The 26,404-nt window shown below is 57.1% G+C and carries 20 protein-coding genes and 3 pseudogenes; 11 read left to right on the forward strand and 12 right to left on the reverse strand.

The features are described 5' to 3' along the window. Positions 1–512: 512 nt before the first annotated feature. The 5 genes and pseudogenes from CKW07_RS23720 to CKW07_RS23740 form a co-directional block, all read right to left on the reverse strand. Positions 513–744 (reverse strand): annotated as a pseudogene (locus CKW07_RS23720) (type VI secretion system tip protein VgrG); the annotation flags it as partial. 133 nt (positions 745–877) lie between these two features. Continuing rightward, positions 878–1,396: pseudogene (locus CKW07_RS23725) on the reverse strand (Hcp family type VI secretion system effector). 1,451 nt (positions 1,397–2,847) lie between these two features. Continuing rightward, complete coding sequence (locus tag CKW07_RS25510; RefSeq protein WP_176465369.1) at positions 2,848–3,069, reverse strand: hypothetical protein; 222 nt, start codon at positions 3,067–3,069, stop codon at positions 2,848–2,850. A 90-nt stretch (positions 3,070–3,159) separates the two neighbouring features. Then, positions 3,160–4,140, reverse strand: coding sequence for an adenine-specific methyltransferase EcoRI family protein (locus CKW07_RS23735; RefSeq protein ID WP_095147309.1), 981 nt, complete (start codon positions 4,138–4,140; stop codon positions 3,160–3,162). A gap of 39 nt (positions 4,141–4,179) precedes the next feature. Beyond that, on the reverse strand, positions 4,180–5,016 hold the full coding sequence (locus CKW07_RS23740) for an EcoRI family type II restriction endonuclease (RefSeq protein ID WP_095147310.1): 837 nt from the start codon (positions 5,014–5,016) through the stop codon (positions 4,180–4,182). A gap of 322 nt (positions 5,017–5,338) precedes the next feature. Between CKW07_RS23740 and CKW07_RS23745 the strand changes: the two are divergent. Beyond that, positions 5,339–6,712, forward strand: a pseudogene (locus CKW07_RS23745) (transposase). Between the two features lie 458 nt (positions 6,713–7,170). Here the strand turns inward: CKW07_RS23745 and CKW07_RS23750 are convergent. The 3 genes from CKW07_RS23750 to CKW07_RS23760 form a co-directional block, all read right to left on the reverse strand. Then, entirely contained in the window at positions 7,171–8,496 is a 1,326-nt protein-coding gene (locus CKW07_RS23750; RefSeq protein ID WP_371850675.1) for an OprD family outer membrane porin, read from the reverse strand. Between the two features lie 107 nt (positions 8,497–8,603). Beyond that, the gene (locus tag CKW07_RS23755; protein ID WP_095147312.1) at positions 8,604–9,998 is read right to left on the reverse strand and encodes an amidase; all 1,395 of its coding nucleotides are present in this window, start codon (positions 9,996–9,998) and stop codon (positions 8,604–8,606) included. A gap of 45 nt (positions 9,999–10,043) precedes the next feature. Next, positions 10,044–11,357, reverse strand: a complete 1,314-nt coding sequence (locus tag CKW07_RS23760) for an MFS transporter (protein ID WP_095147313.1) — start codon at positions 11,355–11,357, stop codon at positions 10,044–10,046. A 240-nt stretch (positions 11,358–11,597) separates the two neighbouring features. On the opposite strand from CKW07_RS23760, the gene CKW07_RS23765 reads away from it, so the two are divergent. The 9 genes from CKW07_RS23765 (at position 11,598) to panB (ending at position 21,484) form a co-directional block, all read left to right on the forward strand. Continuing rightward, positions 11,598–12,527: an asparagine synthetase A gene (locus CKW07_RS23765; RefSeq protein WP_095147314.1), complete on the forward strand. Its 930-nt coding sequence runs from the start codon at positions 11,598–11,600 to the stop codon at positions 12,525–12,527. 68 nt (positions 12,528–12,595) lie between these two features. Next, entirely contained in the window at positions 12,596–13,666 is a 1,071-nt protein-coding gene (locus tag CKW07_RS23770; protein ID WP_095147315.1) for an LLM class flavin-dependent oxidoreductase, read from the forward strand. Beyond that, complete coding sequence (locus CKW07_RS23775) at positions 13,659–14,897, forward strand: MFS transporter (protein WP_095147316.1); 1,239 nt, start codon at positions 13,659–13,661, stop codon at positions 14,895–14,897. The genes CKW07_RS23770 and CKW07_RS23775 overlap by 8 nt, the downstream gene beginning before the upstream one ends. Then, positions 14,897–15,352 carry a cobalamin B12-binding domain-containing protein gene (locus CKW07_RS23780; protein WP_095147317.1) on the forward strand — a complete coding sequence of 152 codons (456 nt, stop codon included), beginning with the start codon at positions 14,897–14,899 and terminating at the stop codon, positions 15,350–15,352. Before CKW07_RS23775 ends, CKW07_RS23780 begins: the two co-directional genes overlap by 1 nt. Positions 15,353–15,393: 41 nt before the next feature. After that, positions 15,394–16,632, forward strand: coding sequence for an acetyl-CoA carboxylase biotin carboxylase subunit family protein (locus CKW07_RS23785; RefSeq protein ID WP_095147318.1), 1,239 nt, complete (start codon positions 15,394–15,396; stop codon positions 16,630–16,632). Next, positions 16,629–18,125: a hypothetical protein gene (locus CKW07_RS23790; RefSeq protein WP_095147319.1), complete on the forward strand. Its 1,497-nt coding sequence runs from the start codon at positions 16,629–16,631 to the stop codon at positions 18,123–18,125. The genes CKW07_RS23785 and CKW07_RS23790 overlap by 4 nt, the downstream gene beginning before the upstream one ends. A gap of 3 nt (positions 18,126–18,128) precedes the next feature. Beyond that, a complete protein-coding gene (locus tag CKW07_RS23795) occupies positions 18,129–19,388 on the forward strand; it encodes a methylaspartate mutase (protein WP_095147320.1) in 1,260 nt (419 codons plus the stop codon). Continuing rightward, positions 19,369–20,622, forward strand: coding sequence for an ATP-grasp domain-containing protein (locus CKW07_RS23800; RefSeq protein WP_095147321.1), 1,254 nt, complete (start codon positions 19,369–19,371; stop codon positions 20,620–20,622). The genes CKW07_RS23795 and CKW07_RS23800 overlap by 20 nt, the downstream gene beginning before the upstream one ends. Before the next feature lie 43 nt (positions 20,623–20,665). Further along, on the forward strand, positions 20,666–21,484 hold the full coding sequence (gene panB, locus CKW07_RS23805; RefSeq protein ID WP_095082061.1) for a 3-methyl-2-oxobutanoate hydroxymethyltransferase: 819 nt from the start codon (positions 20,666–20,668) through the stop codon (positions 21,482–21,484). Between the two features lie 11 nt (positions 21,485–21,495). Here panB and CKW07_RS23810 read toward each other — a convergent pair whose 3' ends face one another. After that, complete coding sequence (locus tag CKW07_RS23810) at positions 21,496–22,890, reverse strand: PLP-dependent aminotransferase family protein (RefSeq protein WP_095147322.1); 1,395 nt, start codon at positions 22,888–22,890, stop codon at positions 21,496–21,498. Positions 22,891–23,650: 760 nt separating this feature from the next. Between CKW07_RS23810 and CKW07_RS23815 the strand changes: the two genes are divergently transcribed. Next, positions 23,651–24,250, forward strand: coding sequence for a hypothetical protein (locus CKW07_RS23815; protein WP_256577106.1), 600 nt, complete (start codon positions 23,651–23,653; stop codon positions 24,248–24,250). Between the two features lie 2 nt (positions 24,251–24,252). Here the strand turns inward: CKW07_RS23815 and CKW07_RS23820 are convergent, their stop codons facing one another. The 3 genes from CKW07_RS23820 to pgaC form a co-directional block, all read right to left on the reverse strand. Continuing rightward, positions 24,253–24,432 carry a hypothetical protein gene (locus CKW07_RS23820; protein WP_095147323.1) on the reverse strand — a complete coding sequence of 60 codons (180 nt, stop codon included), beginning with the start codon at positions 24,430–24,432 and terminating at the stop codon, positions 24,253–24,255. A gap of 106 nt (positions 24,433–24,538) precedes the next feature. Then, positions 24,539–25,048 carry a poly-beta-1,6-N-acetyl-D-glucosamine biosynthesis protein PgaD gene (gene pgaD / locus CKW07_RS23825; RefSeq protein WP_095147324.1) on the reverse strand — a complete coding sequence of 170 codons (510 nt, stop codon included), beginning with the start codon at positions 25,046–25,048 and terminating at the stop codon, positions 24,539–24,541. Next, positions 25,045–26,403, reverse strand: coding sequence for a poly-beta-1,6-N-acetyl-D-glucosamine synthase (gene pgaC / locus CKW07_RS23830; RefSeq protein WP_095147325.1), 1,359 nt, complete (start codon positions 26,401–26,403; stop codon positions 25,045–25,047). Before pgaC ends, pgaD begins: the two co-directional genes overlap by 4 nt. Position 26,404 lies beyond the last annotated feature (1 nt).

The raw sequence follows: 26,404 nt of genomic DNA on the forward strand, positions 1-26,404 counted from the left end.
GTTGGTTACATCTTTGATTTCTCGCGGAGTAACTTGTGATGCTGATAATCTTGTTGACTATCAGTCTGACTGCACAAGCACCCACACGAATTGCTTGATTCAGTTGTTAAAGAGCGGTTGGTTAAGAGCTTCGTCTCAACGGAGGCACAGATTCTACGGCAGCCTCAATTAGCACCCTTAAAAGCTCATGATTTCATCAATAAAATCAATCACTTAAGCCAAGACCAACATCAAGTTGCTCGTCAGCGGGAGGCGAATAATACAGTATTATAATACGTGGTCAACCCCCACCTAGAAATTTTTTTCCTTATCAAAGAACCAAGGTTGCCACTATGAAAACTACCAACGTTAGTACAAAGCATCTGGGCAGCAAAGAACCCTGGCCACATCATCCCTGAATGCGCTTATGTCAAGGATGGTGACTGACCACTTTTGGCTGCTCTCTGCCAGACTCGACAGGCAGGACTCGGCCACGTTCCGGGCTTACGACAGCACGCTGAGCGCCCACCGCTACCGGCCTCGCCCTGGGCGATGCTGTAGACCAGCCCGTGAATTTTGCGCGAGCTGTAGAAAAGCCAGTTTGTGCAGCAGGCTTTCGAGGTCGAGGAAGGAGCTTTCGCTGACCAGCTCCAGCTCAAATTCGAACGGCGTGCTCAGGGCTTCGCGGCCCTTGAAGGCCAGGACCTGAAAGTCCGCGCCTTCGAGGGTCAACGTGAAATGGGGCTGGTTGGCCGGTGAGAACATCCCTTGTTCCTCGTGCAGTGCAACGACATCCATCGATGCCCGAGCGGGCTATCAACGAACGCAAGAATTCTTGAGTGACGCAAACAACATCGACGAGCAGAGCTGGCCGATGTTTTGAAACGGTCAGCCAGACTTAGCCAGCGACCGGGGAACGCCAGTCATCGGAACCCGATGTACCGGATACTTCGTGGGTCCAGGTAATTTTGCGGTAGGTGAACTCGACGTCTTCCAGGTGAGTGAAGTGCGAGTTCGCCGGGTCTTGGCAGTTGTGCATGTAGTCTTTGATGTCGACGATGATCGCGTCTTCAAGCTTGGTGGTGAAGTAGTGTTCCTGGGTGCCGGCAGCCGAGGTGCAGTACCACTGGATGGTGATTTCGGTCAGGCGCTCGCCGGAAGTCAGGGCCGCCAGCAGCAGTGGCGAGGACTTGTCGAACACCTTGGTGATTTTCACTGGCTTGTGAACGCGCTGGCCGGTTGGTTGGCCGGACTGCGGGTCACGCGGGATGATCACTTCGTGGCTGAATCCCTAAACCATGACCTGGTCTTCGTGACCTTCCTGGTAGGTGTTGCCAACCGAATCAGCGGTGAAAGCACCGGCAGTGATCAGGCCTTGCTTGGTGCCGGTGATGGACATATACGCTGGGGTAGCCATGGATGCTCTCCTTGCTAAAAAATAGGGACCAGCAGGCAAAATCGCCTTTCAGGTGCCGACGGAGATATCAAAAGTCGCGCCAGAAATCATATGACCATTATTTATCAAGGATTTGGGCTGACTTTCCCGTGCTTTTTTCGATAGGAAACAGCGTCAAAGTGCGCAAGAAGTTGCGCACACCCACGATTCTCTTCACTCAAGATTTAATCTGTTCTCAAGAGACTGAAATCATCACAGACGTCGCTCAATAGCTACCAAGGATGGCTGTGCAGGCTAAAGCCGGGACGAGTGGATACGTGTTGCGGGCTTGATGCTGGCCAGCCTCCTGTAACGGCCTGCGGTGAAGGTCCAATCCTCACTGGCCGCTCCGATGGTCGCCTTTCGGCGAAGCCGGTATACGGAAGTCTTCCTAGGGCTAAACTGCACCTGTAATGTTATGGAGGTCTGCAATGGTGCCCCGAAATCAGCAACACTCGAAGATCAAAGGGATATCCCTCCCCTCCAGCCCTGAAATCTCTGCGCCCAAAAATTCCCGACTAAATTCGCGTAGAACAAAGCTCAACCTTTCGTCTCTCCTAGCCGAAACGCCTGAGCACATCATCGACCACGGCTGGGAAACAATGCCGCCTGTTGGCCGTGAATTTCGATGAGCCACTAATTTACGTAGCATCCCATCACTGGCACATGCAAGTCATATATGCTAGCCGCCTCATCGGACTCGGTAAGAAGCTTCCCGAATTCGCTGGCCCATCAGTGTTCAACCACCCGAGATCCAATCTCTACCTAGTAATCTTCGGCTGTCGGCCCGGGCCGTCTTCTTGCGAAGGAATAGGAAAAACGCATGCCCCTCCCCCCCCCACAAACCGCAACCCTTGGCTGCATTCCGGCAGAGCCGGCTGTGGCAAGTATCGGGTAGAAGCACAGCACTCTGGCACTGCCCCCCTCTTACCTCTTACCACCAGTCGCAATTCGAAATCAGTACATCAGTGGAGATTTCGTCGCTTCATCAGTCAGTTCACTTGCGTTCAACTACCTGAGCCTTACGTGACAGTAGTTTCTCTGCCTTTTCCCGAGTCGCTCACCACCAACATGCTGAACATGTTCGCAGCATCGGGTCGTTTGATCAGTGCGCCTGCACGCCCTGACCGGAGGTCCTACCTCCATCCATCTTGGAACATGGAGTGTCATGCCGCCGTTTTCATGTTGCCGTCATGACGCCTCCTTCGTGACACACATAGCCAGTTTTTCTCTAGGAAATTCTCATGTATCTCTTGGCTTTTTGCTTGATACACTTTTCCGGCGGCTAGCCCCAGCACGATTTCAGTAGCAGCATTACCCATGCCGTTTTCTATAAGGTCTTGTTTTAATCTTGCGAATACGGCTTTTCTATAATTTTCGCAGGTGAAAATCTTATACCGGCCTTCAGGTTTTTCATGCGATCCAGTTAGTTCTTAAATTTTTACCCCAGATGAATCGAGAAATGATTTTACTTCTATAGCGAGGATTTTATTTTGATTTGGCTTATATGCAAGGAGATCGATTTCCGGCCGTGGAATAGTGTGTTTGCCAACGTTCCGTTTTTCTTCTTTTGTTAGATTAACTTTAAAGGACTGTCTGACCCAGTAGCTTTCGCTTTCCAGTAGGGTCTTGATAATACTTTCAAAGTAATCCACGTTTTATCCTTGATACATAACGCTGGAGTTAAGCGGCGCGGTTTACCGCGTCCGCTTGAACGACTTGTTATACGTGTTCCCTGACTCAGATTAAATCTGTACGCGCTTGTTTTTGATAAGTATTCTAAAATATGGACACTTGCCATTGATCGACAAGTCCTTTCCATCATTTCCTTTTCTGAATTTAATTAGTTCAAACTGATCTGGGTTAAATTTGTGCAGAAATGTTATTGGTACACCCATAACCCCCTTATAGTCTAAAGGGATGTCTCCTGTCTTGTTAACATTAATTCCATCATAATTATCATATTTTGGATATTCATGTTCGCTTCCAAAATATTTCTTTGTAAGCAATATGTCTTCGTGTCGTTTAAATGTATCAAGGTTCGTTAGCCATAAGCAGTTGTTCGGGGAAACTATTCTATTGCCAAATTCATCAATCCGAGCCTCTGTCCCATAAAGCTCATAATGTTGAGGGACGATAAAACCAGAAACACCTCTGCCAAGGTTTATTCCAAGCCATGCCCTGTTTTCCTTAATTAGCTTGAAAATCTCTTTGTAGGTAATTGCATTAACATTTCCAATTATTAAAAACTTTTTATCGTATTTGACTAATTGTTCAACATGCTCCCTGAACAATGAGAAAGGCGGATTGGTAACAACAACATCCGATTGTTTTAGTAACTCTATGCTCTCTGGGCTGCGAAAATCCCCATCCCCTTCAAATGGCAGAGTTTCAGGTGAATTTAGTTTGTTATTCTTTTCATCTGTATTGGTGTATTCAAAGAAAAAACCACTTTCTTGATTTTTTTCACCAAATAGATCTCCAGTCTGTTCTCTGTAGCAAGATGTTAATATTTTTTTAATTCCTAGCTCTTCGAAGTTGCTAGCAAAATATTTAAAGAAATTGCTTATTCTAGGGTCGTCACAATTACAAAACACAACTTTGTCTTTGAAGTGTGTTTTGTAAAACTGCAATTCGCTTTGAATATCGCAAAGCTGAGTATAAAATTCATCGCTTTTTGATTTTTTTGCTTTTTGCAGTAATTTATTCGTTGCTTTTCTTGCCATTGGCGACCTATCTTAATTTATTCCATTGCTGGCATTTGGCTACTTATTGGATGTAAGCTGGGCAAATAAATCACTCCCCAGCGCCTTAAGGGATGTTCTAGAAACCTCCAGCATTATTTCATACATTTTTTTGGTGTCCCACCTTTCGCCATGCCCCTGCGAGTATATAGAAGCTGCCTGAAGCATAATAGTTTTGTTTTTATGCTTTATGAATTTATTTATACATAAATTTGTATCTATTGGCATTCCATAATTTGCGGCAGTCAATCTATCTAGTCTGTTTAATATTCCTGAATTGTATTCGAGATCTACAACCCTTCCATCAGGTCTCTTAATTGAGGTGGTTTTTGTTAGAAAGTTTGAACCTTCAAGAAATAAAACATAAGGAAAATGAGACTCAGACAACATAAAATTAGCAATCTCAGATATGTTTTTATGGGACCTTTCTATTGCATTTCCAGCAGCCATCAAGTCCTGATCGTTCTTTGTGCCAACTAGTATGCCGTTTTTTATATTTTCTATGTCTTTCCCCTGATGCTTGGCCTCCGCTACCAACACAACTCTCCAGTCGTCGTTATCGTCTCTAACTTCTATTATTCCGCCATCAGGTTTGATACTGGAGTTTGAAACAAAAAGAGTCCGCCCTAATTCAGGGTCTACTTTTTTTAGTGCTTCATTTATTTCTTCTTTCTTTATACTCGCTCTGTATCGGAAAGTTAATTTAGGATATTCTTCTTCAATCCAGCTGATAACTATTTTTGAAATTTCACCAACCGTAAGGTCGTGTGATTTTGCATTATCTCCAAAAATGCCAACTACACCTTGAGACTGCTTATGCTGATTTGTTAATCTATTTGATTGATGTTTCTTAGACATATTTTGTATTTCCAATTATCAAAATTCTATTGCCTCTGAGGGTATTACACGCACAACTATTACTAGACGACATTTATGTCGGATAACATCCTGCAGGATATTGGATAACGTTCTATGTTCATGTGTAACTCCTTGATTGGCCTGAGAGTCGAGCGAGATAACGCGACACTGCCGAGAAGGAAAGCGACATGACTTTCGGGCACATTACGGAATCATGGGCATGGTGTCCACCGTCGGCTTTTGGCCGATTCTGTTGAAAAAGTAGCTCCCCTGTCTGGCCTGCGGCAAAATCTCTGCATTGGCCAGCAGGGAAGCACGCAGCATGATGGGACAGTTATCGAGTGGGCAGGAGCGGCTGTTTTACTCGTTCAACCTTGAAGATCACATTCCAGCCAATCACCTTCTGCGCAGCATTGATCGGTGTCTCGATCTGAGCGACCTGCGCCATTACCTCGCCGATTTCTATAGCCCGATTGGGCGTCCGTCGATTGATCCCGAACTGATGATTCGCATGCTGATCGTGGGCTATTGCTATGGCATCCGCTCCGAACGGCGGTTGTGCGAAGAGGCCCATTTGAACCTGGCGTATCGCTGGTTCTGCCGGTTGAGCCTTGAAGATGAAGTACCCAATCACTCGACGTTTTCCAAAAATCGACACGGCCGTTTTCGGGACAGTGATCTGTTTCGCTGGTTGTTCAATGAAGTGCTGCGTCGCTGCATGGACGCAGGTCTGGTCAAGGGCGAAGGCTTTGCCGTGGACGCCAGCATTATCAAAGCGGATGCGAGTCGGCAGCGCGGCGTACCGGGAGATGAACCGGTCAACTGGAGCGATCCGTCCCTGAGTACCCGCGCCGTGCGTGAGTACCTTGAAGCCCTCGATGAAGAGGCTCTGGCCGAAACTCTACCGAAGCGCCTGTCGCTGACTGATCCTCAGGCCCGCTGGACCGCTGCTCCAGGAGGCCCAGCGTTCTTCGCCTATTCCACGAACTATCTGATCGATACCGAACACGGCGTCATCGTGGATGTGGAACCCACACCGGCTCATCGAACGGCCGAGGTTGAGAGCACCAAGACCATGATCGAGCGTGTCGAAGCGCAGTTCGACATCAAGCCGGAGCGCCTCATTGGCGATACCGCTTACGGTACAGCGCCGATGCTGGCCTGGATGGTGGAGGAAAAAGACATCGAGCCGCATGTGCCGGTGTGGGACAAAACCGAGCGCAAGAACGACAGTTTCTCAAGTACCGATTTCCACTGGAATGAAGAGGCTGATGAATACCGCTGCCCAGCCGGCAACGTATTACGCAGCGAATGGCGAGCCTTCAAGAACGAGCGTTCGCACGTCACCAAAGCCAACACCATCATCTTCTGATCCAGACAGACCGACTGCGCGACATGTCCGATGAAAGCCAAGTGCTGCCCGAACACTTCGATTCGTAAGATCGTCCGCAGCGTCCATGAAGCCGCTCGTGATGTGGCTCGACGCATCGCGGCGACGCCGGAGTACGTGCGCTCTCGCCACGAACGTAAGAAGGTCGAAATGTTGTTTGCCCACCTCAAGCGCATCCTGAAACTGGATCGCTTGCGACTACGTGGCATGAGTGGCGCGTCCGATGAGTTCACGCTGGCGGCCGCGGAACATAACCTGCGACGTCTGGCCAAACTTGCATCTCAAGGGCCACCTTCTACGGGATAGGTGCGCCTGCACGAAGCAAAAAACCTCAAACTAACCCATTAACAGAGCAGCAAAGGTCAACGAAGGGCCGAGAAACCACTCAGTGTGGTGATTAGGTTCTCCGGTGGTGGTCGTGCCTGAGCTCAGGCGAGCTGAAAATCCAACTTTTTCAACAGAATCGGCCGCTTACTGCCCTTCACTACTGGCTACTCTGGGTGAGTCCAGTCGATCGGAACGCCACAAATTTGCCACACTCGCCCCGCAAACCGGGGCGAAAACCCGCTAACCCCAGCAGCCACAACCCTTTGAATTCCCAGCTAATCCGAGCTAACGTATTGATTCTAAACGTCGACTTTTAGGACTCCGAAGGCAGGGGTCGTGGGTTCGAATCCCGCCTGGGCACCATATACAAAACGAAAAAGCCTCAGGTCTCATGGCCTGGGGCTTTTTTGTTTCGTTTCTGGTGGTTTATACGACCGCTAGAACACACTGAACGGGACGTTGGCCACGAAGCGAAACTCGTCATAGCTGCCGTCGATCTGCCCTCCGCTGGCGCGGTGGTTGTAGACGATACCGCGCAGCACGGTGCTTTTCAGGGCTCCGGATTGCACGACATAGGCAAGCGTCAAACCGTTTTCGTAGTGCTTGGCGCCCTCCAGTCCGCGCACGTTGTAACCGGTGTTTCGGCCATCGCGATCGCCGCGGTAATGCGTGCCGTCGATACCCCAGCCCTTGGCGTGCCAAAGACTGGCGGTCAGACCCGGTACGTCGTACGGGGCAAGATCCAGGTCGTAGCGCAGTTGCCAGGATTTTTCGTTGGGACCGTTATAGTCCGAGTACAGCGAGTTGGCCATGTAGTTGCCGGTGGACTCCCAAACGTAATCGAAATATTCATTGCCGAACACTTGCTGCCAAGCCAGCGTCAGGCCATGGGCACCATGGGAAGCGGTAACCGCCAGACTGCCGGCATCATTATCGATAAACCCCAGGCGCTGCTCGCCCTGATCGCGGGTTCGGTAATAGTTGAGGCTGGTCTTGAGGGCCAGGTTCGCCCGATCGCCCACTACCTGGGTGACCCCCAGATAATATTGTTGCCACATGTCTTCGAAACGCGAGCCGTAGACGCTCAAGCCCACCCCGTGAGGTGCCTTGGCAGTCCCCCCCAGATAGCTGATGCGCGAGCCCGTGTAGGCACGATTGCCGAAGGTGGTGGTCAACAGTTCACTGCCCGTTCCGGTGCGCGGAATGGCACGCTCGAAACTACCCGCTTGCAGTGCCAGCCAATCGAGCTCGTTGCTGTTCAGGGCCATGCCCTGGAATGACGAAGGCAAGGCACGGTTGTCCTTGTACCGCAGGATCGGATTTTCCGTGAGCATCCGGCCCGCCTTGAGCTCCGTGCTGGAAACCCGCAATCGCACGTCACCCACGCCCAATCGGCTCCAGGTCGGTATGGCGTCGCCATCGCTGTCCACCAGCACTCGATCACCACCATTGGCCACCGCCCCGTGCCCACGTTCAAGATCAACCGCACTGAACAGCGCGGCATCCAACCCGACCCCCATCCATCCCTGTGTATAACCGGAGCTGTAGTTGAGCATGGCGGCCTGCACCCAAGTGATGCGCTCACGGGTCGGTTGCGCCACGCCCTGTTTTTTAATCGTCAGGTACGTACTGCGCCGGGTGTGCTGATTGGAATAGTAGTGGCGCGCATTCAACTGCAGATGGCTGCCATCGAGCCAACCCGTCGCCTGATCCTGGGGGGTTACGGGATCGGCAGCCGAACAGTGCTCAACGACGATCAGCATCACGACCGATGCTCGAAAAAAATAAACGTGCATAAAACAGTGCCTATAAAAAGGTGACTCACCACTCGAACGCCCGGCGCTTGAGCAGCACACAACCGGTATCGGTATCAATGGGCAGGCGCGGACGGCCAGTGTTCGATGGGACCGCGCCAGTTTTCGTAGGCTTTGGCGCACTGCAGCAACCATTGATCGGCGAAACGCGGGGCGATCATCTGCAGGCCGATGGGCATGCCCTCGGTGGTAAAACCGCAGTTGATCGAGAGCGCCGGCTGCTCGCCCATGTTCCACGGCAACGTGAAAACAATGTGCTCGAATGGCTGGCGCGGGTCATTGCTCGGTGAAGGCCAGTCGGCCGGGAAGCTGCTGACTTGATTGGTCGGTGACAACACCAGGTCGACATCGCGAAACAGACGGGCGCACCGACGGCGGATTTCGAAGGTCTGGTTGAATCCCTCCACCGCCTGCACCGCGCTCATCTGCGCAGCAGGTGCCGCCCAGTCGTAAAGGTAAGGCAGCACATCGCCCACCTGAGCCTTGCTCAATGTCAGTAGCTGCGACCACTGACGGGCGCGCCAGAAATCATCGAGCCCATCCAGAATCTCACGATTGATCACCGGTGCGATCAACCGCACCTGTGCGCCCCGAACCTCGAACAGCCGGGCAGCATCGCGCACGGCCTCGCAAACCTCGGCAGATGGCTGAAAACCGCAGCCGGGGTCGAGCATCAAACCAATTCTCAGTCCCTGCATTGACGGTGATTCGAGACTCCAGCATCTGCGCTGCGCCGGCAGGCTCGTGGCATCCCGGGCGTCCGGTTGCGCCAGGTAGCGCATCATTAGCGCGCAGTCATCGACGGTACGGGTCATCGGCCCGGCACAACGACCGGTGTAATAAGGGTCGATAGGGATGAGTCCGAGCGTCGGCTTGAACCCCACCAACCCGCACCACGCCGCCGGCAGCCGGACAGAACCGCCAATGTCGGTGCCCACATGCAACGGACCGTAACCCGCCGCCGCCGCGGCTGCCGCGCCGGCACTTGAACCACCAGGGTTGCAGTCGGTGTTCCACGGGTTGCGAGTGATCCCATGAAAACTCGACAGTCCTGAAGACAGCATGCCGAAATCCGGGACCGTGGTCTTGCCCAGGATAATCGCCCCCGCTTCACGCAATCGTGCCGCCGGTGGCGCGTCCTGGGTGGCCGGTACCAATGTTGTGGCGGCACAACCTTGAGGGATGCAATCGCCTCGTGTGGCGATCAGTTCCTTGAGCGTTACCGGTATGCCATCGAGCATCCCTTGGGGCATCCCTTTGCTCCAGCGCTCGCTGGATGCTCGTGCCTGATCGCGAACCCGTTGCGGGTCGAATGCGTAAAGCGCACCGATGCTCGGCTCCCAGCGCTCGATATGAGCCAGCATGTGATCGTAATACTCCAGGGGCGAAAGCTCGCGACTGGCAAACAATGCCAACAGCTGCGTCACTGGCAAATCATGTAAATCCGTCATCGAAAACCGTCCGTGGTGAGTCCACTTCGCGTACTGGCGAGGTTCTTAGTGCTCAGTGATCAGCGCCTGGCGAGTGCCGCTTGACTCGCGCCCGCCAAAAAAGGCAGCACAGCCGACGCCCACCAGCCCCATGATCAGGCTGTACCCGACACACACCCAGGGACTCCACGGCATCAACCCGATCAACAGCAATGGCGTGGTGCTCGCCCAAAGGGCATAGGCAATGTTGTACGTGAAGGAAATGCCGGAAACGCGGATCTGCGCCGGAAACAGACTGACCATCACCGACGGCACTGCACCCACCACCCCGCAACTCAAACCGGCCAAGGCATAGGCCAGCCCGATCCAGGCTCCACCACTGATCAGGCAGGCATACAACAGCGCGATGCCCGCTGGCAGCAGAGCGCTATACAGCATGACCGCTCGCCAGGCACCAATACGGTCGACGACCAGTCCGGCCAACACACAACCAATGTTCAGGAAGACAATGCCCAGACTGCTCAAGGCAAACGTATGGCTGGGGCTCATGCCAAAGCTTTTCTGCATGACCGTCGGCGTGATGACCACCAACACCACCACCGCCGAGGTCAGCACACACGTCAGGATCATCGCCGGAAGCAAACGGTGCCGATGCTCACGCAAGACCGTGCGCAACGGCAGTTCTGTGTCAGCTTCGCGTCGTGCCTGCAAGGCCAGGAATACCGGTGTCTCGCTCAGCAAGCGGCGTAGCCAGACGCCGATCACACCAAACACACCACCGAGCAGGAAAGGCAGACGCCAGGCGTAATCAAGCATTTCCGCCGGGGTGAACACTTGCGCCAGCAGCGTCGCCGTCAGCGCACCCAACAGGTAACCGAACGTCAGTCCGGCCTGCAGAAACCCTAATGCATAACCACGATGACCGGCGGGCGCATGCTCGGCAACGAACACCCAGGCGCTCGGTACTTCCCCCCCTACCGCCGCCCCTTGCAGCACCCGCAACACCAACAGCAGCAACGGCGCGAAGTACCCGATCTGTTCGTAGGTGGGCATGACGCCGATCACCAGACACGGCAATGCCATCATCAAGATGCTCAGGCTGAAGACCCGCTTGCGACCACCCTGGTCGGCAAAGTGAGCCATGAGAATGCCGCCCAGTGGCCTCGCCAGGTAACCGGTGACGAAGATGCCGAAGCTTTGCAGCAACCGCAGCCACTCCGGCATTTCGGGAGGAAAGAACAGCTGGCTGAGGGTCAGCGCAAAAAACACGAAGATGATGAAATCGTAGATTTCCAGCGCCCCACCCAAGGCAGCGAGGCCAAGGGTCTTGTAATCGGAGGTGGAAAACCGATGCGCTCGCGGATTAGTAGGGACCGTCATTGGCAGACTCGGATCAGGTAATTAAAAGAACGCTGCGCGTGAACTAACGAAACGGTACAAACCTGTCAGTTAGTATGACGCCAACTCAATTTCGGCAGCGCGCAATGGTCTACGCAATTAACCGACGGAACAATATGACAATGGCTCTGTGTTGCTTTTTAGCCAAAATCTGTACATTGAGTTTTCTTTCGTTTAAACAATAATCAGGGGCTTTTCAACTCCCTGGACATTTGGCCAAAAATGGAAGAAATAGCACGTAACTTCGCCTATTTTGCTCACCCGGATACAGAGGCCATTGCTATTATTCGCGGCCGAGTCCTACAAGCATTGCAGCACTATCTGCTTGAGCGTAACTTCAAGCAGCTGATGCCAATTCTGATGTCGCCGATTACCGACCCACTCAACCACGCGGTATATCCGGCCGAAATACACTATGAAGAGCGGCGCCTGAAACTTACCGCCAGCATGATCTTTCACAAGCAGTTGGCATTGACAGCCAAAGGCCACGAAAAGATCTTTATCGTGGCGCCGAACATCCGTCTGGAAAAAGCCGAAATCAAGGACTCGGAGAACCACCTGCTGGAGTTTTCGCAGTTCGACTTCGAGATCCGCGACGGCGACATGCATCAGGTCATGGTCCTCATCGAAGGCCTGATCAAGCACGTGTTCAGCGAAGTGAACCAGCACTGCGCCGCCGAGTTGGCGCAACTGAACCGGCAACTGCCGCACTTCGCCACGGCGTTCCCGATCTACAGCTCCGACGAACTTCGCGCCGAACACGGTGATGACTTCGAGAAGATCATGTCGGCCCGTGCCCATACACCGTTCTTCGTCACCAACTACCGCCGTGAGTTTTACGACCGCGAAACGCCGGGCAAGCGCGGTACCTACAACAACTACGACCTGATCTATCCGGACGGCTACGGTGAAGCCCTGTCAGGGGCCGAGCGCGAGTTCGAATACGAGCAGATCGTCTATCGCATGAATGAGCTGTCGATGGACTTGCTGCCGTTCGCCAACTACCTGGAAGTGGCCCGTCGTGGCTTGCTGCACCCGAGCGCCGGGGGAGGCCTGGGGATTGAGCGCCTGCTCAAGTTCATTTGCGGCAAACGGCGCATCCGCGACGTTTCCCTATTCGACCGCACGGTCGCTACCAGCTTCCTGTTCTGAATTCCTGATCTGTCTTGCAACGTCTGCACCGCTGCCCGCGGCGGCAGGCGTCGCCATGGAGAAACACAATGCCTGCACTGCGTATTCACTGGTGTTCACCGCTCGACAGCGGTCAGCAAAAGGCGTCTGAAAAATACGACACCGGCGCGCTCGACTTCGCCGGTATCGTCGACTTCGCCCAAGAGGCGGACGAACTGGGCATCGACTCGCTGTTGATGGGGATCAGCTACCACATGCCTGATCCACTGCCGATGATTGGCGCTCTGGTGCGCGAGACCAAACGGGTCAAGTTCATTCTGGCCTACCGTCCCGGCCTAGTCCCCCCCACCCTGTTTACCCAGATCGTCAACACCGTGTCGTGGATGTCCGACAAACGTATCTCGCTGAACCTGGTCGCCGGTATTTCCCCGGACGAACAAGCCTTTTACGGCGACTTTGTCGCACACGACGGGCGCTACGAGCGCACCAGCGAATTCCTCGACATCCTCCATCGCTTCTGGCGCGCAGAGTCACCGCTGAGCTACCACGGCGAGCATTACCGTATTGAAAAAGCCCAACTCGGGCTGCCTTTCAAGGACGCCGAACGTCCACGCATCTACCTCAGCGGTGCCTCGCAGATCGCTCAGGAGATCGCGATGAAACACAGCGATTGCTGGCTGCGTTACGGCGACACGCCACAAGGTATCGCCGAGGCCAGCCGTACTGTGCTCGAGTCCGGGTGCTCAGTGGGTATCCGCATGCACGTACTGGCTCGCGAAACGCGCGCCGAGGCACTGGCTGCAGTCGAAGAGATGATGGAGAACCCCGACGAACAACATCGTGAGTGGGTACGGCAATTCGTCGGTCGCTGTGACTCCGAAGCCGTGAAGACCTCCTTCCGCCTGGCTGACAAGGCCGAACACGACTGGCTGTCGCCGATGCTCTGGTCCGGTGCCGTGGCGTATCGCGGCGGCCCGGCATTGTGTGTGGTGGGCAGTTATCAGGAAGTCGCCGAATACCTGTTCGAATACAAAAAAGTCGGTGTCAGCGAATTCATTTTCTCCGGCTGGCCAACCCGCGATGAAATGCGCCGCTTCTGCACCTACGTACTGCCTTATCTGCGCGAGCTCGAAACCGTCTGGGATCGCGAACATGCGTGATACGGCCATCGACACGCAACAGCGTTCGATCCGTCGATTCGGCGCAGGCTTGCTGTGCGCCTTGCTGGCGGAACAGACCGTACTGTTTGCCGTCCCCCTGATGATCTTCCAGCTCACCGGTAATGTGCGTTACTCCGGCGTCGCGTTTGCCCTTGAGTGGCTTCCGGCGCTCATCGCCTACCCGTTCGCCGGGCTGCTGGCCGACCGCTTTGGCGGGCGCCTGCTGTTTCGCAGCGCCAACACGGCCCGAGCCCTAAGCTTGGCCGTGACGATGTGGATCTGCTGGTACCAGCCTCAATGGATGATCTGGGCACTGATCGGCAACGGCATCCTGTTGTCGGTATTGATGGCACCGGTGCGCATGGCGGTTGAAAAAAGCGTGCCGCTGATTGCCGCTCCCGAACGATTGGCACACTGCCAGTCGCTGGTACAGAACATGGAGTTGCTGGCCATGGCCATGGGTCCGGCGCTGGCTGCCGTGCTGGCGATGTACGCCGACAAACGCTGGCTGTTGGGCCTCGCGGCTGCCGCTCTGTTTGGTGCATCGCTGTTCTGGAAGACATTGCCGACGGCGCCCTCTGCTGCTCGTCCGACCCGCATTCTGAAGGACCTGGCACAGGGCTGGAGCCTACTGCTCAACAACCCGCCCGTGGTGTCGCTTGCCCTTCTCAACTTCACCATCAACCTGGCTTTCGCCGTTGTGCTGAGCGCCAACGCGTTTGTCATCAGCGGTGTATTCAATGCGGCCGACGGGGTGTTTGGCCTGATGAACGCCGGTGCCGGTGCGCTTGGCCTGCTCAACTTCATTCTGGTACCGCGACTGTTGGCGCGCATGTCGATCTATCGTCTCGGTGCACTGGGCTTCGCACTGCTGTGCCTGGGCCTGCTCTGCATGGGCATGGTCAGTGGAGTGCTGCTTTACGCCTTGAGCTTTCTGCTGGCGATGGCCGGTTGCACGCTGTTCAACGTCTTCAACCGCACCCAGCGCATCAAGGCGATTGCCGCCGAACACCTGGGCAAAGTGATGGGACCGTTTTACCTGGTCAACCTGCTCTCCTACCCGCTGGGTGGTTTGCTGACCGCCAGTATAGGTCACACCTACGGCATACAGCCGCTGATCCTGACCCTGGCCGTGTTGCTGACGGTACCCGGCACCCTGCTTTTTGTCCTCACCACGCAGCGCTTCCGCCTTGCTCTGGATCGTCAGCCGTTCGCCATGGAGGCGTCTTAATGAAGAGCTTGCCGCATTGCCTGATTGCCACCGTCGAATCCGATTCGCACATGTGGAACCTGGTGTACCTGCAGCTGTGGCTGGCCGAACACGGCATGAGCGTCAAGAACCTGGGCAGTTGCACCCCCGTTGCAGTGGTGCTCAACGCACTGGAGCAGCACCGCACACAGCTGCTGGTGGTGAGCAGCGTCAATGGCCATGGTTATTCCCAGGGCCTGGAGCTGATCCGCCAGGTACGCCGACTGCACCCTCACTTGCCCTGTGTGATCGGCGGCAAGCTGACCACCTGCGAGGATGAAACCCTCGCCACGCGCCAACCCTTGATCGATGCCGGTTACACCCAAGTGTTCGTCGGCCCTGATGCCATCGATGCCTTCAGTCGCTACCTGGGCACGTTCGACACTCGACCCGAGACTGACACCGCACTCATCAACAACGCGACGTCCTGGGGCTGACCCGACCACGCACGTCTTCGCTCATTCAAAGGATTGCCACGATGCATATCGTTATTGTCAACCGCTGGCCGCGCTTTCGCGACGGGCGCCGCTGGGACAACGAACTGACCCGCTACGAGGACTTCTTCGACCATCAGCAACACCGTATCAGCTACGTGGTGGACGGCCCGGGCGCTGAAGGGGTACTCGCTCCCCAGGCCCACATCGCACATCAAGTGCAGGTGACCGACGTCAATCAATACGAGCAACTGCTCGGCGCGGTGAAGGAAGTCATCGAGCACGTCGGCCCGGTGGACCAACTGATCGCACTGTCGGAGTTCACCCTGGAAATCGCCGCCCGGGTACGCCAGGCCCTGGACATCCCCGGTGATGGTCCTGACGAAGTAGCCGTGTACCGGGACAAGGCGCGCATGAAAGAGATCCTCCAGGCCAAGGGCCTGCCGGTCCCGCCGTTTGCTCGCTGCCAATCGATCGAGCATGCCCTGCACTTTGCCCGCGAAATCGGCTTCCCGGTGATCGTCAAACCGGTGGATGGGGCAGCCAGCATCGGCGTGGAAAAGATCGAAGACGAACAAGCGCTAAGCCGATTCCTGGGTGACATCGACCTGTCACGTTATGAAATCGAAGGGTTCATTCACGGCCAGACTTATCACATCGACGGTTTCATCGACGTCGATGGCAGCGTGCCGTTTCAGGTGGTCTCGCGCTACATCAACAATTGCCTGGATTTCGCCAAGGCCCAGCCACTGGGCTCGGTGATTGTCCAGGCGTCTACGTTACGCAGCCGGATCGAAGCGTTCAGCCGACAATGCCTGAGCGCGTTGGCGCTGCGCTGCACCGCGTTCCATCTGGAGATTTTCGTCGAAAACGATGGCTCCCTGGTCTTCCTGGAAGTCGGCGCCCGCGTCGGTGGCAGCGAAGTCCCACACCTGATCAACAAGGTGTTCGGCGTCAATCTGTACGAGCACTGGTTGCGCCGCCTGACCGGAGAACAGCCGTCCTTGCCGGATGTGAGTCACGACCCGAGCGGCGGCTGGCTGGTGATTTCGAAACCGGCACGCCTGCCCTGCCGGGTCGTGCATGCCCGATCACTGCACGGCGAGATTGCGAGCCTGTGGCGCGAACTGCTGCCCTTGCCGGGCCAGCACCTCGAAGCCGGAGGCAGCTACGACGCGCTACACAGCGGACGCTTCATTTTCATCGGCGCTGACGAATCAGCCATTGAAGCGGATATCCGCCGCGCCATTCAGACGTTCCAATTCCAGGCCGAACCGCTATGACTCTTGCCACGCGCAAAGCCCCGGGCGACGCAATGTTGCTGGGACAACTCAACCACTATTTCAACGCCGGCGAACGCCGCGCCGTAGCCACCCTCGGCGAGCGGCTGACTGATGCCGCAGGCGGCCTCGACGGGTTGAGCCAATACAAATTGATGGTCGCCTACGGCGGTGGCAAGGACAGCTCCTATACCGTGGCCATGCTACGCGCCGCGCAGTTGCACCTGTCAGTCCTGCATGGCCGCACGTTTGAGCTGCGCATCGCCAACATGCGTCACGCCGGTGTCCCCGATGCGGTCATGGCAAACATCGATCGGGTCTACCGGGCCCTGCATCTGTTCAACGATCCCCGGGTAGAAATGCTGGTGGTCGACCACCAACTGATCCGGCCTTTCGAGCGTCATTTGCCGTTTCCGAACGATGTACTGGCGATGAACCGCTTTGACGTGTTGATGAATGGTCATCGCACGGCCGGTGATGGCCGACCGACCTTTTGCAACAGCTGCAACCTGGCGGTGGCGGACTTCTACGGGCGTGCCGCCTGGTGGCAAGGTGGGGTCAACGCGATCGTCACCGGCGACTCGCGCAAGGAGCAGAAACACTATTTCACCTGGATCATGCGCCTGGCCCAGCGTCTTGGCCTGAATGTCGACGAGTGCCGACGTCAAGGCTTTCGCGGCCTGCTGCAAGCGCTGGACGGCGTCGCCCAGGTCTATTTCGTCGAGCTGTTTGGCGAAGGCTTCGACCAGCAACGCAGCGAACGCAACGTCAGTTGCGGTGATGACAACGCTGATCCGGCGTTCATCAGCATCTACGACCTGGTCAGCTACAAGGTCGAGGATCACTGGGCGCTGATCACTGAGTTCCTGGACTTCCGTTTCGAAGAATTGGCGTTCAGCTTCACTGAATCGGACTGTGCCAACCCGATGCTGATGGCGCATTTTCGCGGCCTCAAAGCCGAGTACGTGCAAGGCCGAACCTACAACCAGGGCATCGCCGAATACCTGGAGCTAGCGCAGGGCCTGATGCGCAAGAAAGAAATGCCTCAGCGCCTGATCGACCTGGCCATGTCGGCCTATGCCGATGAGCAGGGTATGCTGGCTCGACGCACACTGGCTACGCGCTTCGCCGAAGAGTCTTTCGGGCTCAATGAAATGCAGTTGGTCTGCATGCAATTCGCCCCCTTCGTTGACCGTGGGCGTGAGCTCTCAAGCTTCATCAGCCTCTGCAGTCCGGCGCGCCTGGCCGATCTCGACGGACTGCACCAGGTGCTCGCCGGCCAGCATAACGATCCATCGACTGCCCAATGGCTGAGCCAGGTCAGCGGCCTGCCGCTCCCGGCCCTGCGCAGCCTGTACAGCCATGGGCGGATCGACTTCGACAGCGATGCCACGTTAATTGCCCGGGTACGCGCAGGCGACCCACACAAGGGCCGCATCAGCCGCTATGACCCGACCACCGGTCAAACCGTGGTCGAACTGGTCTCGGGACGCTGAACCATGACCTTTCCGAGCGGCGGATATTTTCAACGTTTTATCGAGTGCGCCCGGGTTCGCGGCGAACTGGTGGTGCAACCCCGCATGGGCTTTGGCGCTCTGGCACAGATGCGCGCCGGGCTGCAGAGCGTAGCCGCCCTGCCCTGCGCGACCATCGGCACCATCACGCTGGACAGCTACACCCGGGTCGGGGACTACCAGAGCGCCCTGCGCTGCCTCAACAGCGCAAGCCCAATGAACGGATTCCCGATCATCAGCCACCCGATCGAAGCTGTACGCGAGATGCTCGACGGCGTTTACGGGGTCGAGTTTCCGATTCAGATCCGCCACGGTACGGCCGAGCCACAAAATGTATTCCAGCGTCTTGCCGCGCTGGGGCTGGACGCAACGGAAGGCGGCCCGGTTTCATATTGCATGCCCTACAGCCGCTTGCCCCTGGCCACCGCCGTCAGCGCCTGGGTGCAGAGCTGCCAGCTGTTGGCCGACGCCACCTTGCATCCGCATATCGAAAGCTTTGGCGGCTGCCTGCTGGGGCAGTTGTGCCCGCCGTCGATGCTGATTGCCATGACCCTGCTCGAGGCGCTTTTTTTCCGCCAGCATGGGGTGCGCGGAGTGTCTCTGAGTTATGCCCAGGGCACCTCGATGGCGCAGGACCTGGGCGCACTGAAGGCCCTACGGGAACTGGCGGCACATTATCTGGATGGCGATCACTGGCACGTCGTGGTGTATGCCTACATGGGCGTGTTCCCGACCACGAGCCACGGCGCCCGTCGCCTGATCTGCGACAGCGCACGCCTGGCACACGCCGCTGGTTGCGAGCGACTGATCGTCAAGACCATCGCCGAATCGCGGCAGATACCTTCAGTCCAGGACAACCTCGAGGCCTTGCGCATGGCGGCCGAAGTAGGTGCTGCCGGCCTGCCAGCCCCCTGCCCTGCCAGCACTGCGTACTACCAGGAGATTTTCTTCGAAGCCCAACAGTTGGTGACGACCGTTCTGGACCTGCATGCCGATATCGGCGTGGCACTGATCCAGGCCTTTGCCCGAGGCTTGCTGGACATTCCCTACTGCCTGCACCCCGATAACGCCGGCCGCGCCACCACACGCATCGACGATCAGGGCGCGCTGCGCTGGGGCAATGTCGGCGGCTTGCCCCTGCCTCGTTCAAGTGGTTGGTCGCTGGATGGACCCGGTATCAGCTCATCCGAACTGTTTCAAATGTTGCATTACACGGTGAGCCGTTATGACCAACCCTTGCATTGACTCCTGCGCCGCACCGTTGATTCTGGTCGACGCCTATTCCACCGGTGCCCTGCTGGCCCAGTCGCTCGCCGGCAAACGTCGCTTGCTGCATGTGCACTCGCGCGCAGACATGCCTCCCGCCTTCGCCGCCAGTTGCCCCAGGCAGCTGTTTGCCGAGGACTACAGCCTGGCGGACGAAGGTCTTGAACCGCTGCTGCTCAAACTGGCCGCGCAGCAGCCGGCAGCGGTCTTGACCGGTAGCGAATTCGGTGTGGAACTCGCCGATTTGCTGGCCGCCCGATTGGGTTTGCCGGGTAACGACCCAGGCACTTCGGCGGCTCGCCGCGACAAGTCTCTGATGGCCGAACGTGTAGCAGCGGCCGGTTTGCCGGTGGCGGCACAGCTACGCACCCGTTCGATGGCCAAGGCCCTGTGCTGGTTCACAGCCCGTGGCAGCAGGAGTGTCGTCGCCAAACCGCTGGACAGTGCCGGTTCCGATAATGTGTTCATCTGCCACGATGCACTCCAGTTGCAGAGCGCCATTGAGACAATCCTGGGTGCGACAAACCTGATGATGCTCAACAACGAAGCCGTACTGCTGCAGGAATACCTGACAGGCCCCGAGTACGTCATCAATAGCGTCAGCCACGCGGGCGAGCACTGGATTACCGACATCTGGAAGTGCTCCAAGACCCTCACAACCGATGGTAGAAAAATTTACGATCGCGAAGATCTGCTGCCAGCCGACGCCCGAGAACTGCCGCAGCTGATCGAGTACGTTGAAGGGGTGCTCGATGCGCTGGGCATCGTCCATGGTCCGGGGCACACCGAGTTGATCCTGACAGCCAACGGCCCTCGTCTGCTGGAGACCGGTGCCCGCCTGTCCGGGCTCGCGTGCCCGCCGGCACTGCAGGCGGCCACCGGCAATGATCAGGTCGCCTTGACCTGCCTGAGCTATCTGGAGCCTTCACGCCTGGCCCAATGGCCCAGGCGGTATCGCCTGCTGCAACACGCCCGCGGCCTGAACCTCATTGCACACCAGCACGGTCTGTTCGCCCAGCACCATGTCCGCCATCGCCTGGAGGCGCTGCCAAGTTTTCATAACGCCCGGTTTCGCCTCGGCGAAGGTGCGCGCGTGGTCCCCACTGTCGACTTGAACAGCTCACCGGGCGCGGTGTTCCTGCTGCACCCTCTGAAGGAGCGTATAGATGCCGATTACCGTATCTGGCGCGCCTGGGAAACAGATTGGTTGTAACCACCGACACCCCCGGCAAAGGGGCTTGAAAAGGAAGAGAACGATGAGTCTGCACACCCGCACTAAACGATTGACCGTTCCACAACTGGTCGCGATGAAGGGACAACAGAAGATCGTTTCCCTGACGGCGTACACCAGCTCGATTGCCAGGCTGATGGATCCCTTTGTCGACTTCATCCTGGTGGGTGATTCGACCGCCATGGTGGGCTACGGCCGCTCATCCACCCTGGACATGAGCCTGGAAGAAACCATCGCCCATACCCGGGCCGTGGTCAACAGCACCCGGCTGGCCTGCGTGATCGCCGATATGCCGTTCGGCAGTTATCAGGAAACGCCACAACAGGCCTACCGCAATTGCGCACAGGTCCTGGCGCGTACCGGCTGCGACGCGATCAAGCTGGAGGGTACGAAAGTCCTGGCCGACACCGTCGAATTCCTCGTGCAACGAGGTATCCCGGTGATGGCACATATTGGCCTGATGCCGCAGTACGTCCACGCCATGGGCGGATTCAAGGCCCAGGGCATGAACGAAACCACTGCGCTGGCCATCGAAGCCGATGCCCGCGCACACCTTCAGGCCGGCGCCTTCAGCCTGCTTCTCGAGGGGGTCGCCGAAGGTGTGGCGCGGCGCATTACCGAGCTTTCGCCGATGCCCACCATCGGCATCGGCGCCTCACCCGCCTGCGACGGTCAAGTGCTGGTGACGGAAGACATGCTGGGCCTTGGCGGCGAACACGTGCCGCGCTTCGTCAAGCAATATGCCGATGTCGGTGCACTGATCAGCGAGGCGTGCGAACAGTTCGCCGCGCAAGTGCGCGACGGCACTTTCCCTGAGGCCAGACACTGCTATGGCGTCAACTGAAGACGCGACTCTCAACATTCATCACTTATAGCCTGGGCGAGCAACTTCAGGGCATGGTCGATGTCCTTGCTCCAATCGATGGTGTAGCTCAGGCGCAAGTGATGCTGCCAGGCACCTTGCTGGCTGAAAATTTCACCGGGAGCAATCACGATGCGCTTGGCCAACAGGCGCTCGAACACCCGGCGCATATCCACCGGGCGCATGGCCTTCATCCAGATCGCAGCACCACCTTGGGGGACGATCATTTGCAACTGGCCTTCGGTATGTTCGTGCAGCAAGCCCTTCATGCGCTGCATACGATCGAGCAACATGCTGCGCAGCACCTGTGTGTGCTGGTCGATGCGACGCGTGGCAAACAACTTGGCAATTGCCTTTTGCCGGATAGGTGAAAGGCGAAAGGCACGCTCTAGAAACAAGCGGTGAAACTCCGCGCCCTGCAGACGACACAGGATGTAGCCATAAGGGGCCTCCGAACCGATGATCTTGTCGAACGTGGAAAACACCAACAACCGTTCCGGATCGGCGAAGTCACGGTAGCGCGAGGCGCCGGGTACAAAGCTGAATTCACCATAGCTGTCGTTCTCGAAAAGCCAGATCCGACGCTCCGCCAGCCAGCGGCACACCTGTTGTTTGTCTTCGGTGGGCATCAAGCTGCCATGGGGAATGTTCACGGTCGACGACAATACCGCCAGGCGTATCGGTTCGCGCTGTATCAACTGCTGGACCTTTTGCAGATCAAAACGGCCGTCATCACCCAAGGGCATTTCGATCACGCGGATTCTGGCAACCTGCAACTGCCGCAAAATTGCCCAGGAACAGGGAGACTCTACCAGTGCCACCGTCCCATGCAGATTCAGCGCCTCCAGGGACAACTCCAGCACGCTGCGCAAGTCCGAACCGATGTACACATGTTCGGCGCGCCAGTAGCACGTGGTCGAATGGGTGTAGCGATCGGCCAGAACGCTACGCAGCTCTGTCTCGCCGAAAGGCTGGTAAAGCGGTGCATGGGAGCGCGGGTACTGACGCGTCAGCTCACGCTCCATCATCAATAGCGGGTTCTCCAACGATAACAACATGGCCGGTGCATCACTGCTGAGCGCCAGCATCCCCGGTTGTCGGGCATTGGCGAACACGTTGTCGAGCAGGTTCGGCGACCCCTCGTTGATCAGCGCGGTGGGCATTGCCCGGGTGTAGTAGCCAAGCTTGGGCCTGGCGTAAATGCGTCCCTCATCTTCCAGCAGGGAATAGGCGTATTTGGTCGTGGAAACCGACACATTCAAGCGCTGCGCCAATTGGCGCAGCGACGGCAACTTCTGCTCGCCCTCGGGGTTGTTGGCTTCGATCAACTCGACGAGGTAGCGGTAGACAGCCTGATAGGCAAAGGTCGAATCTTTACTTGGGTTCATGCTCAATCGCTTTAAATCCTGGTGCGTTAGGTACTGCGCTTGCCCATGCGAGGTCATGCTCGCGGGGTCAATGCTTGCACTCGGCCATCCATGCCGACACTCAGGCTTGTACTGCGGCCAGTCGGTAAAAAGCACACATCAGTGGCGAAGCGCTTCGATTGCAGCACGGGTGCCAGGCAAGGTCGGCGCCCCCCCACTTGTGCCACCCGGAGGTGACCTTGCCGTCAAGCAGGGAACCCATCTTCAGCAGTCCTGCCGGCAATTTCCAGCGGTTTCAAGATGACCGAACAAGGTGACAGACATGTGCACCGATCATAGACCAAGCTTACGCGCAAGCGCGCTACCGCTCGCTACGTCATCGCTCGCCTGGAGCGCAGTGCAAAGAGCCCCGATAGTGCTCGTTTTCATGGATCGATGCCAACCGCAAGCACGCAGAGTGCAGATTGTGCGAGCAAGGAGCGCCAACGCAAGCCGGGCGGCAATCCTTCCCAGTGGTGAAAACGCGCACCACATGGCTGCTGATATGCCGCAGGGGGTAAAAGATAAGCGGCTGGGCGGTTATGATTGAGAGCTACCAACGACTCCGGACCTGTCGGCTCGATCACGGCATTGAATGGCGTAATACTGACCGGGTGGTCAGCGAGTGATTGCGCGCCACACCCGGGAACCATTCGGACTTCGTGCGTAAAGGGCGACACGCAGGTGTATCCAGCCCCCTTTTTAACCTACAAGGATTGGCCTGTCGCCAATTGAGTGATTTTTGCACCGACGGTTTTTAGCCCTACTCACCACACTGGCCCTGCTGGCCGGGTGCTCGACGACGCCGCCACGTGAGCAAAGCAATATTTGCAGCATCTACCGCCAATACCCGGACTGGTACGAAGATTCGCTGGAAATGGAAAAGGCCTGGGGCCTCCCGCCCCACGTGGCGATGGCGATCATCAAGCAAGAAAGCAGTTTCGTCGAAGACGCCCTGCCCCCTCGCGACTATTTGCTGTGGGTGATTCCCTGGGGCCGGGTCAGCTCGGCGTATGGCTATGCCCAGGCGCAGGACCCGGTGTGGGGCGAGTACAAAGACGGCACCGGCAACGGTGGTTCGCGGGACAACTTCGACGATGCGATCATGTTTGTCGGCTGGTACGCCACCGGCACCCAGCGCCAGCTGGGGATTTCCAAGTGGGACACCTACAACCAATACCTGGCCTACCACGAAGGGCGCGGCGGGTTCAGTCGCCAGAGTTATCGGCAGAAGCCCTGGCTGATGCAGGTCGCGCGCAAGGTCGAGCAACAGGCAAAGGATTACAACTGGCAGCTCAAGCAATGCCGGGCTGAACTGGAGAGCAACCGCAGCTGGTGGTAGGGTCAGGCGTGCGGCGTACCGCTCTCTTCACCGCCCGGTTCACCTTCTTCGTCCTCGTCGTCATCCTCTTGCTCGTCGTCGAGGAGAAAGTCCTTGCGGGCCTCGGTAATCGCCCGGCGCATCTCCTCGCCCTTGATCGGGCAGTTGAGCAATTGGGCAATACGGTCGATACGTTGTGTCACAGCTGGCCTCCAACTCGCCAGGAATTGGTTCGATAGTGCTCGCTTTCCACGATCGATGCCAATGCCCTGAACGCTCAGGCCGCCATTGCCCGGTAAAACAGGGCCGCTAAGCCTCGTGACGGGTCTGCGTAAGCGTCGCCTTCGGTTTCTCCAGCGATACCGGTGGGGGCAGGTGCTTTCGGGTCTGCGGATCGATGGGCAAGCAGCCGGTCACCACATGGCTGACATCCCCCGCTTCATCGTTGTGGATCACCATGGTTCCCGGGTAACGCAGTTGCGTCAGGTGCTCGGCGGACAACTTGAAACTGGCTTTGAGCCCTTTGTCGTCGACCACCGGTGCCGGCAAGCGGCGCCGGGAGAAGCTTTTGCTTTTGCGTTGCTGGTAGCGAGCCCAGGAAATCAGGATCACCGCATTGAGCAGCGCCACCCACAGGTAAATCTGCAGGGTGCCGAGGGCATCGAACACCGAGACATCGATACGCGGTCCACCCCGGGTGTCGAGCAGCGGCCAAAGGCCACGTACCAGCAAGTAGAGCAAGCCAATCCAGGCCAGCACCGTGAAAAACACGTCGACCACTACCAGGAAAGGTCGTTGGCGGGTTCTGATGATTTTCATTTCTCCAGCACCTCTTCATCGTCATCGTTCAGCGGCTTGATGCCACGGTCGGGGCTAACCCAACGCGCTCGTTTCTGATGTCGGCCGAACAGCACCTTGGGAAAGCTGACCAAGGTGGTGAGCAGGCTGATAAACCAGAACACCAGCGGGTACCAGACCACCCAGAACATGACTTTCCACAGGCCGCGCTCGTAGCGGCGGTCGATCAGAATGCTGACCGCGAACTGCAGCAGGCAGACCATCGCCAGCAGCAGCCCGGTGAAGGCCGGTGGCAGCAGGTGATGCACGGCAATGGCCTCTGGCATGTCAACGAACTTGCCCACGCCCCAGAACACCACCGACAGCAAAAAGGTGAAGGCCCAGCCAGTGGACAGGCAGTATTCGAACAGCAACGGCCAGAGGTAACGATGGCGGTACTGCCAGATGCCGCGAATGTTCTTGAACAGCACTTCGGCGCCCCCTTGGGCCCAGCGCAAGCGCTGCTTCCACAAGCCACCGAGGGTTTCCGGCATGAGGATCCAGCACAGTGCGCGCGGCTCGTAGAAGATGCTCCAGTGGTCCAGTTGCAGCTTCCAGCTGATGTCGATGTCTTCGGTGATCATGTCCGGGCTCCAGTAGCCCACCCGGTGCAGTGCCGAACGACGGAACGCAACGATCACCCCGGACACGGTAAAGATCCGGCCGAACACCCGCTGCGTGCGCTTGATCAAACCGATGATCGAGGAGAATTCACCGACCTGAACCCGTCCAACCAGTGTGGAACGGGTGCGAATGCGTGGGTTGCCGGTCACCGCGCCCAGACGGGCGTTGTCCAGCATCGGTGCCACCAGGTAGGCCGCGGTGTTCGGTGCGAGCAAGGCATCACCGTCGATGCACACCAGGTACTCGCTGCGCGCGGCAACTGCGCCCATGCGCAAGGCCACGGCCTTGCCCTGGTTTTCCGCCAGGTGCAGCACCCGCAGGCGCGGATCCTCGGCCGCCAAGGCATCCAGAACCTGGGCCGTGTTGTCCTTGGAGCCGTCGTTGATCGCAATCACTTCGATGTTCGGGTAGTGCTGGCCGAGCGCCGCGTGAATGGTGTCGGCGGCGTTGTCACCTTCGTTGTAGCAAGGGATCAGGATCGAGATCAGCGGCTCACCGGCCAGTGGTGGCGGCAGTGTGTCCGCCTTCCACGGCCAGTGACGCTCCCAGTGCAGCCAGAAATACAAGCCGCCGGCGATCCACAGCCCGGACATGAACAGGGGATAGAAAAACACGAAGTCCATCAGGAATTGCCCGGTGACCAGGAAGATCACGCCCAGGGGAATCCCCAGCACGATCGCCAGTACCAACAGGGCTAGCAGTCTGTCCAGCATG

This window comes from Pseudomonas sp. Irchel s3b6, from assembly GCF_900187415.1.
Taxonomy (GTDB): Bacteria; Pseudomonadota; Gammaproteobacteria; order Pseudomonadales; family Pseudomonadaceae; genus Aquipseudomonas.

Bases quoted from the DNA above. Each gene is read 5' to 3' on its own strand.
- CKW07_RS23735 (WP_095147309.1), bottom strand. From the start codon at position 4,140: ATGGCAAGAAAAGCAACGAATAAATTACTGCAAAAAGCAAAAAAATCA.
- CKW07_RS23740 (WP_095147310.1), bottom strand. From the start codon at position 5,016: ATGTCTAAGAAACATCAATCAAATAGATTAACAAATCAGCATAAGCAG.
- CKW07_RS23750 (WP_371850675.1), bottom strand. From the start codon at position 8,496: ATGCTGATCGTCGTTGAGCACTGTTCGGCTGCCGATCCCGTAACCCCC.
- CKW07_RS23755 (WP_095147312.1), bottom strand. From the start codon at position 9,998: ATGACGGATTTACATGATTTGCCAGTGACGCAGCTGTTGGCATTGTTT.
- CKW07_RS23760 (WP_095147313.1), bottom strand. From the start codon at position 11,357: ATGACGGTCCCTACTAATCCGCGAGCGCATCGGTTTTCCACCTCCGAT.
- CKW07_RS23765 (WP_095147314.1), top strand. From the start codon at position 11,598: ATGGAAGAAATAGCACGTAACTTCGCCTATTTTGCTCACCCGGATACA.
- CKW07_RS23770 (WP_095147315.1), top strand. From the start codon at position 12,596: ATGCCTGCACTGCGTATTCACTGGTGTTCACCGCTCGACAGCGGTCAG.
- CKW07_RS23775 (WP_095147316.1), top strand. From the start codon at position 13,659: ATGCGTGATACGGCCATCGACACGCAACAGCGTTCGATCCGTCGATTC.
- CKW07_RS23780 (WP_095147317.1), top strand. From the start codon at position 14,897: ATGAAGAGCTTGCCGCATTGCCTGATTGCCACCGTCGAATCCGATTCG.
- CKW07_RS23785 (WP_095147318.1), top strand. From the start codon at position 15,394: ATGCATATCGTTATTGTCAACCGCTGGCCGCGCTTTCGCGACGGGCGC.
- CKW07_RS23790 (WP_095147319.1), top strand. From the start codon at position 16,629: ATGACTCTTGCCACGCGCAAAGCCCCGGGCGACGCAATGTTGCTGGGA.
- CKW07_RS23795 (WP_095147320.1), top strand. From the start codon at position 18,129: ATGACCTTTCCGAGCGGCGGATATTTTCAACGTTTTATCGAGTGCGCC.
- CKW07_RS23800 (WP_095147321.1), top strand. From the start codon at position 19,369: ATGACCAACCCTTGCATTGACTCCTGCGCCGCACCGTTGATTCTGGTC.
- panB (WP_095082061.1), top strand. From the start codon at position 20,666: ATGAGTCTGCACACCCGCACTAAACGATTGACCGTTCCACAACTGGTC.
- CKW07_RS23810 (WP_095147322.1), bottom strand. From the start codon at position 22,890: ATGAACCCAAGTAAAGATTCGACCTTTGCCTATCAGGCTGTCTACCGC.
- pgaD (WP_095147324.1), bottom strand. From the start codon at position 25,048: ATGAAAATCATCAGAACCCGCCAACGACCTTTCCTGGTAGTGGTCGAC.
- pgaC (WP_095147325.1), bottom strand. From the start codon at position 26,403: ATGCTGGACAGACTGCTAGCCCTGTTGGTACTGGCGATCGTGCTGGGG.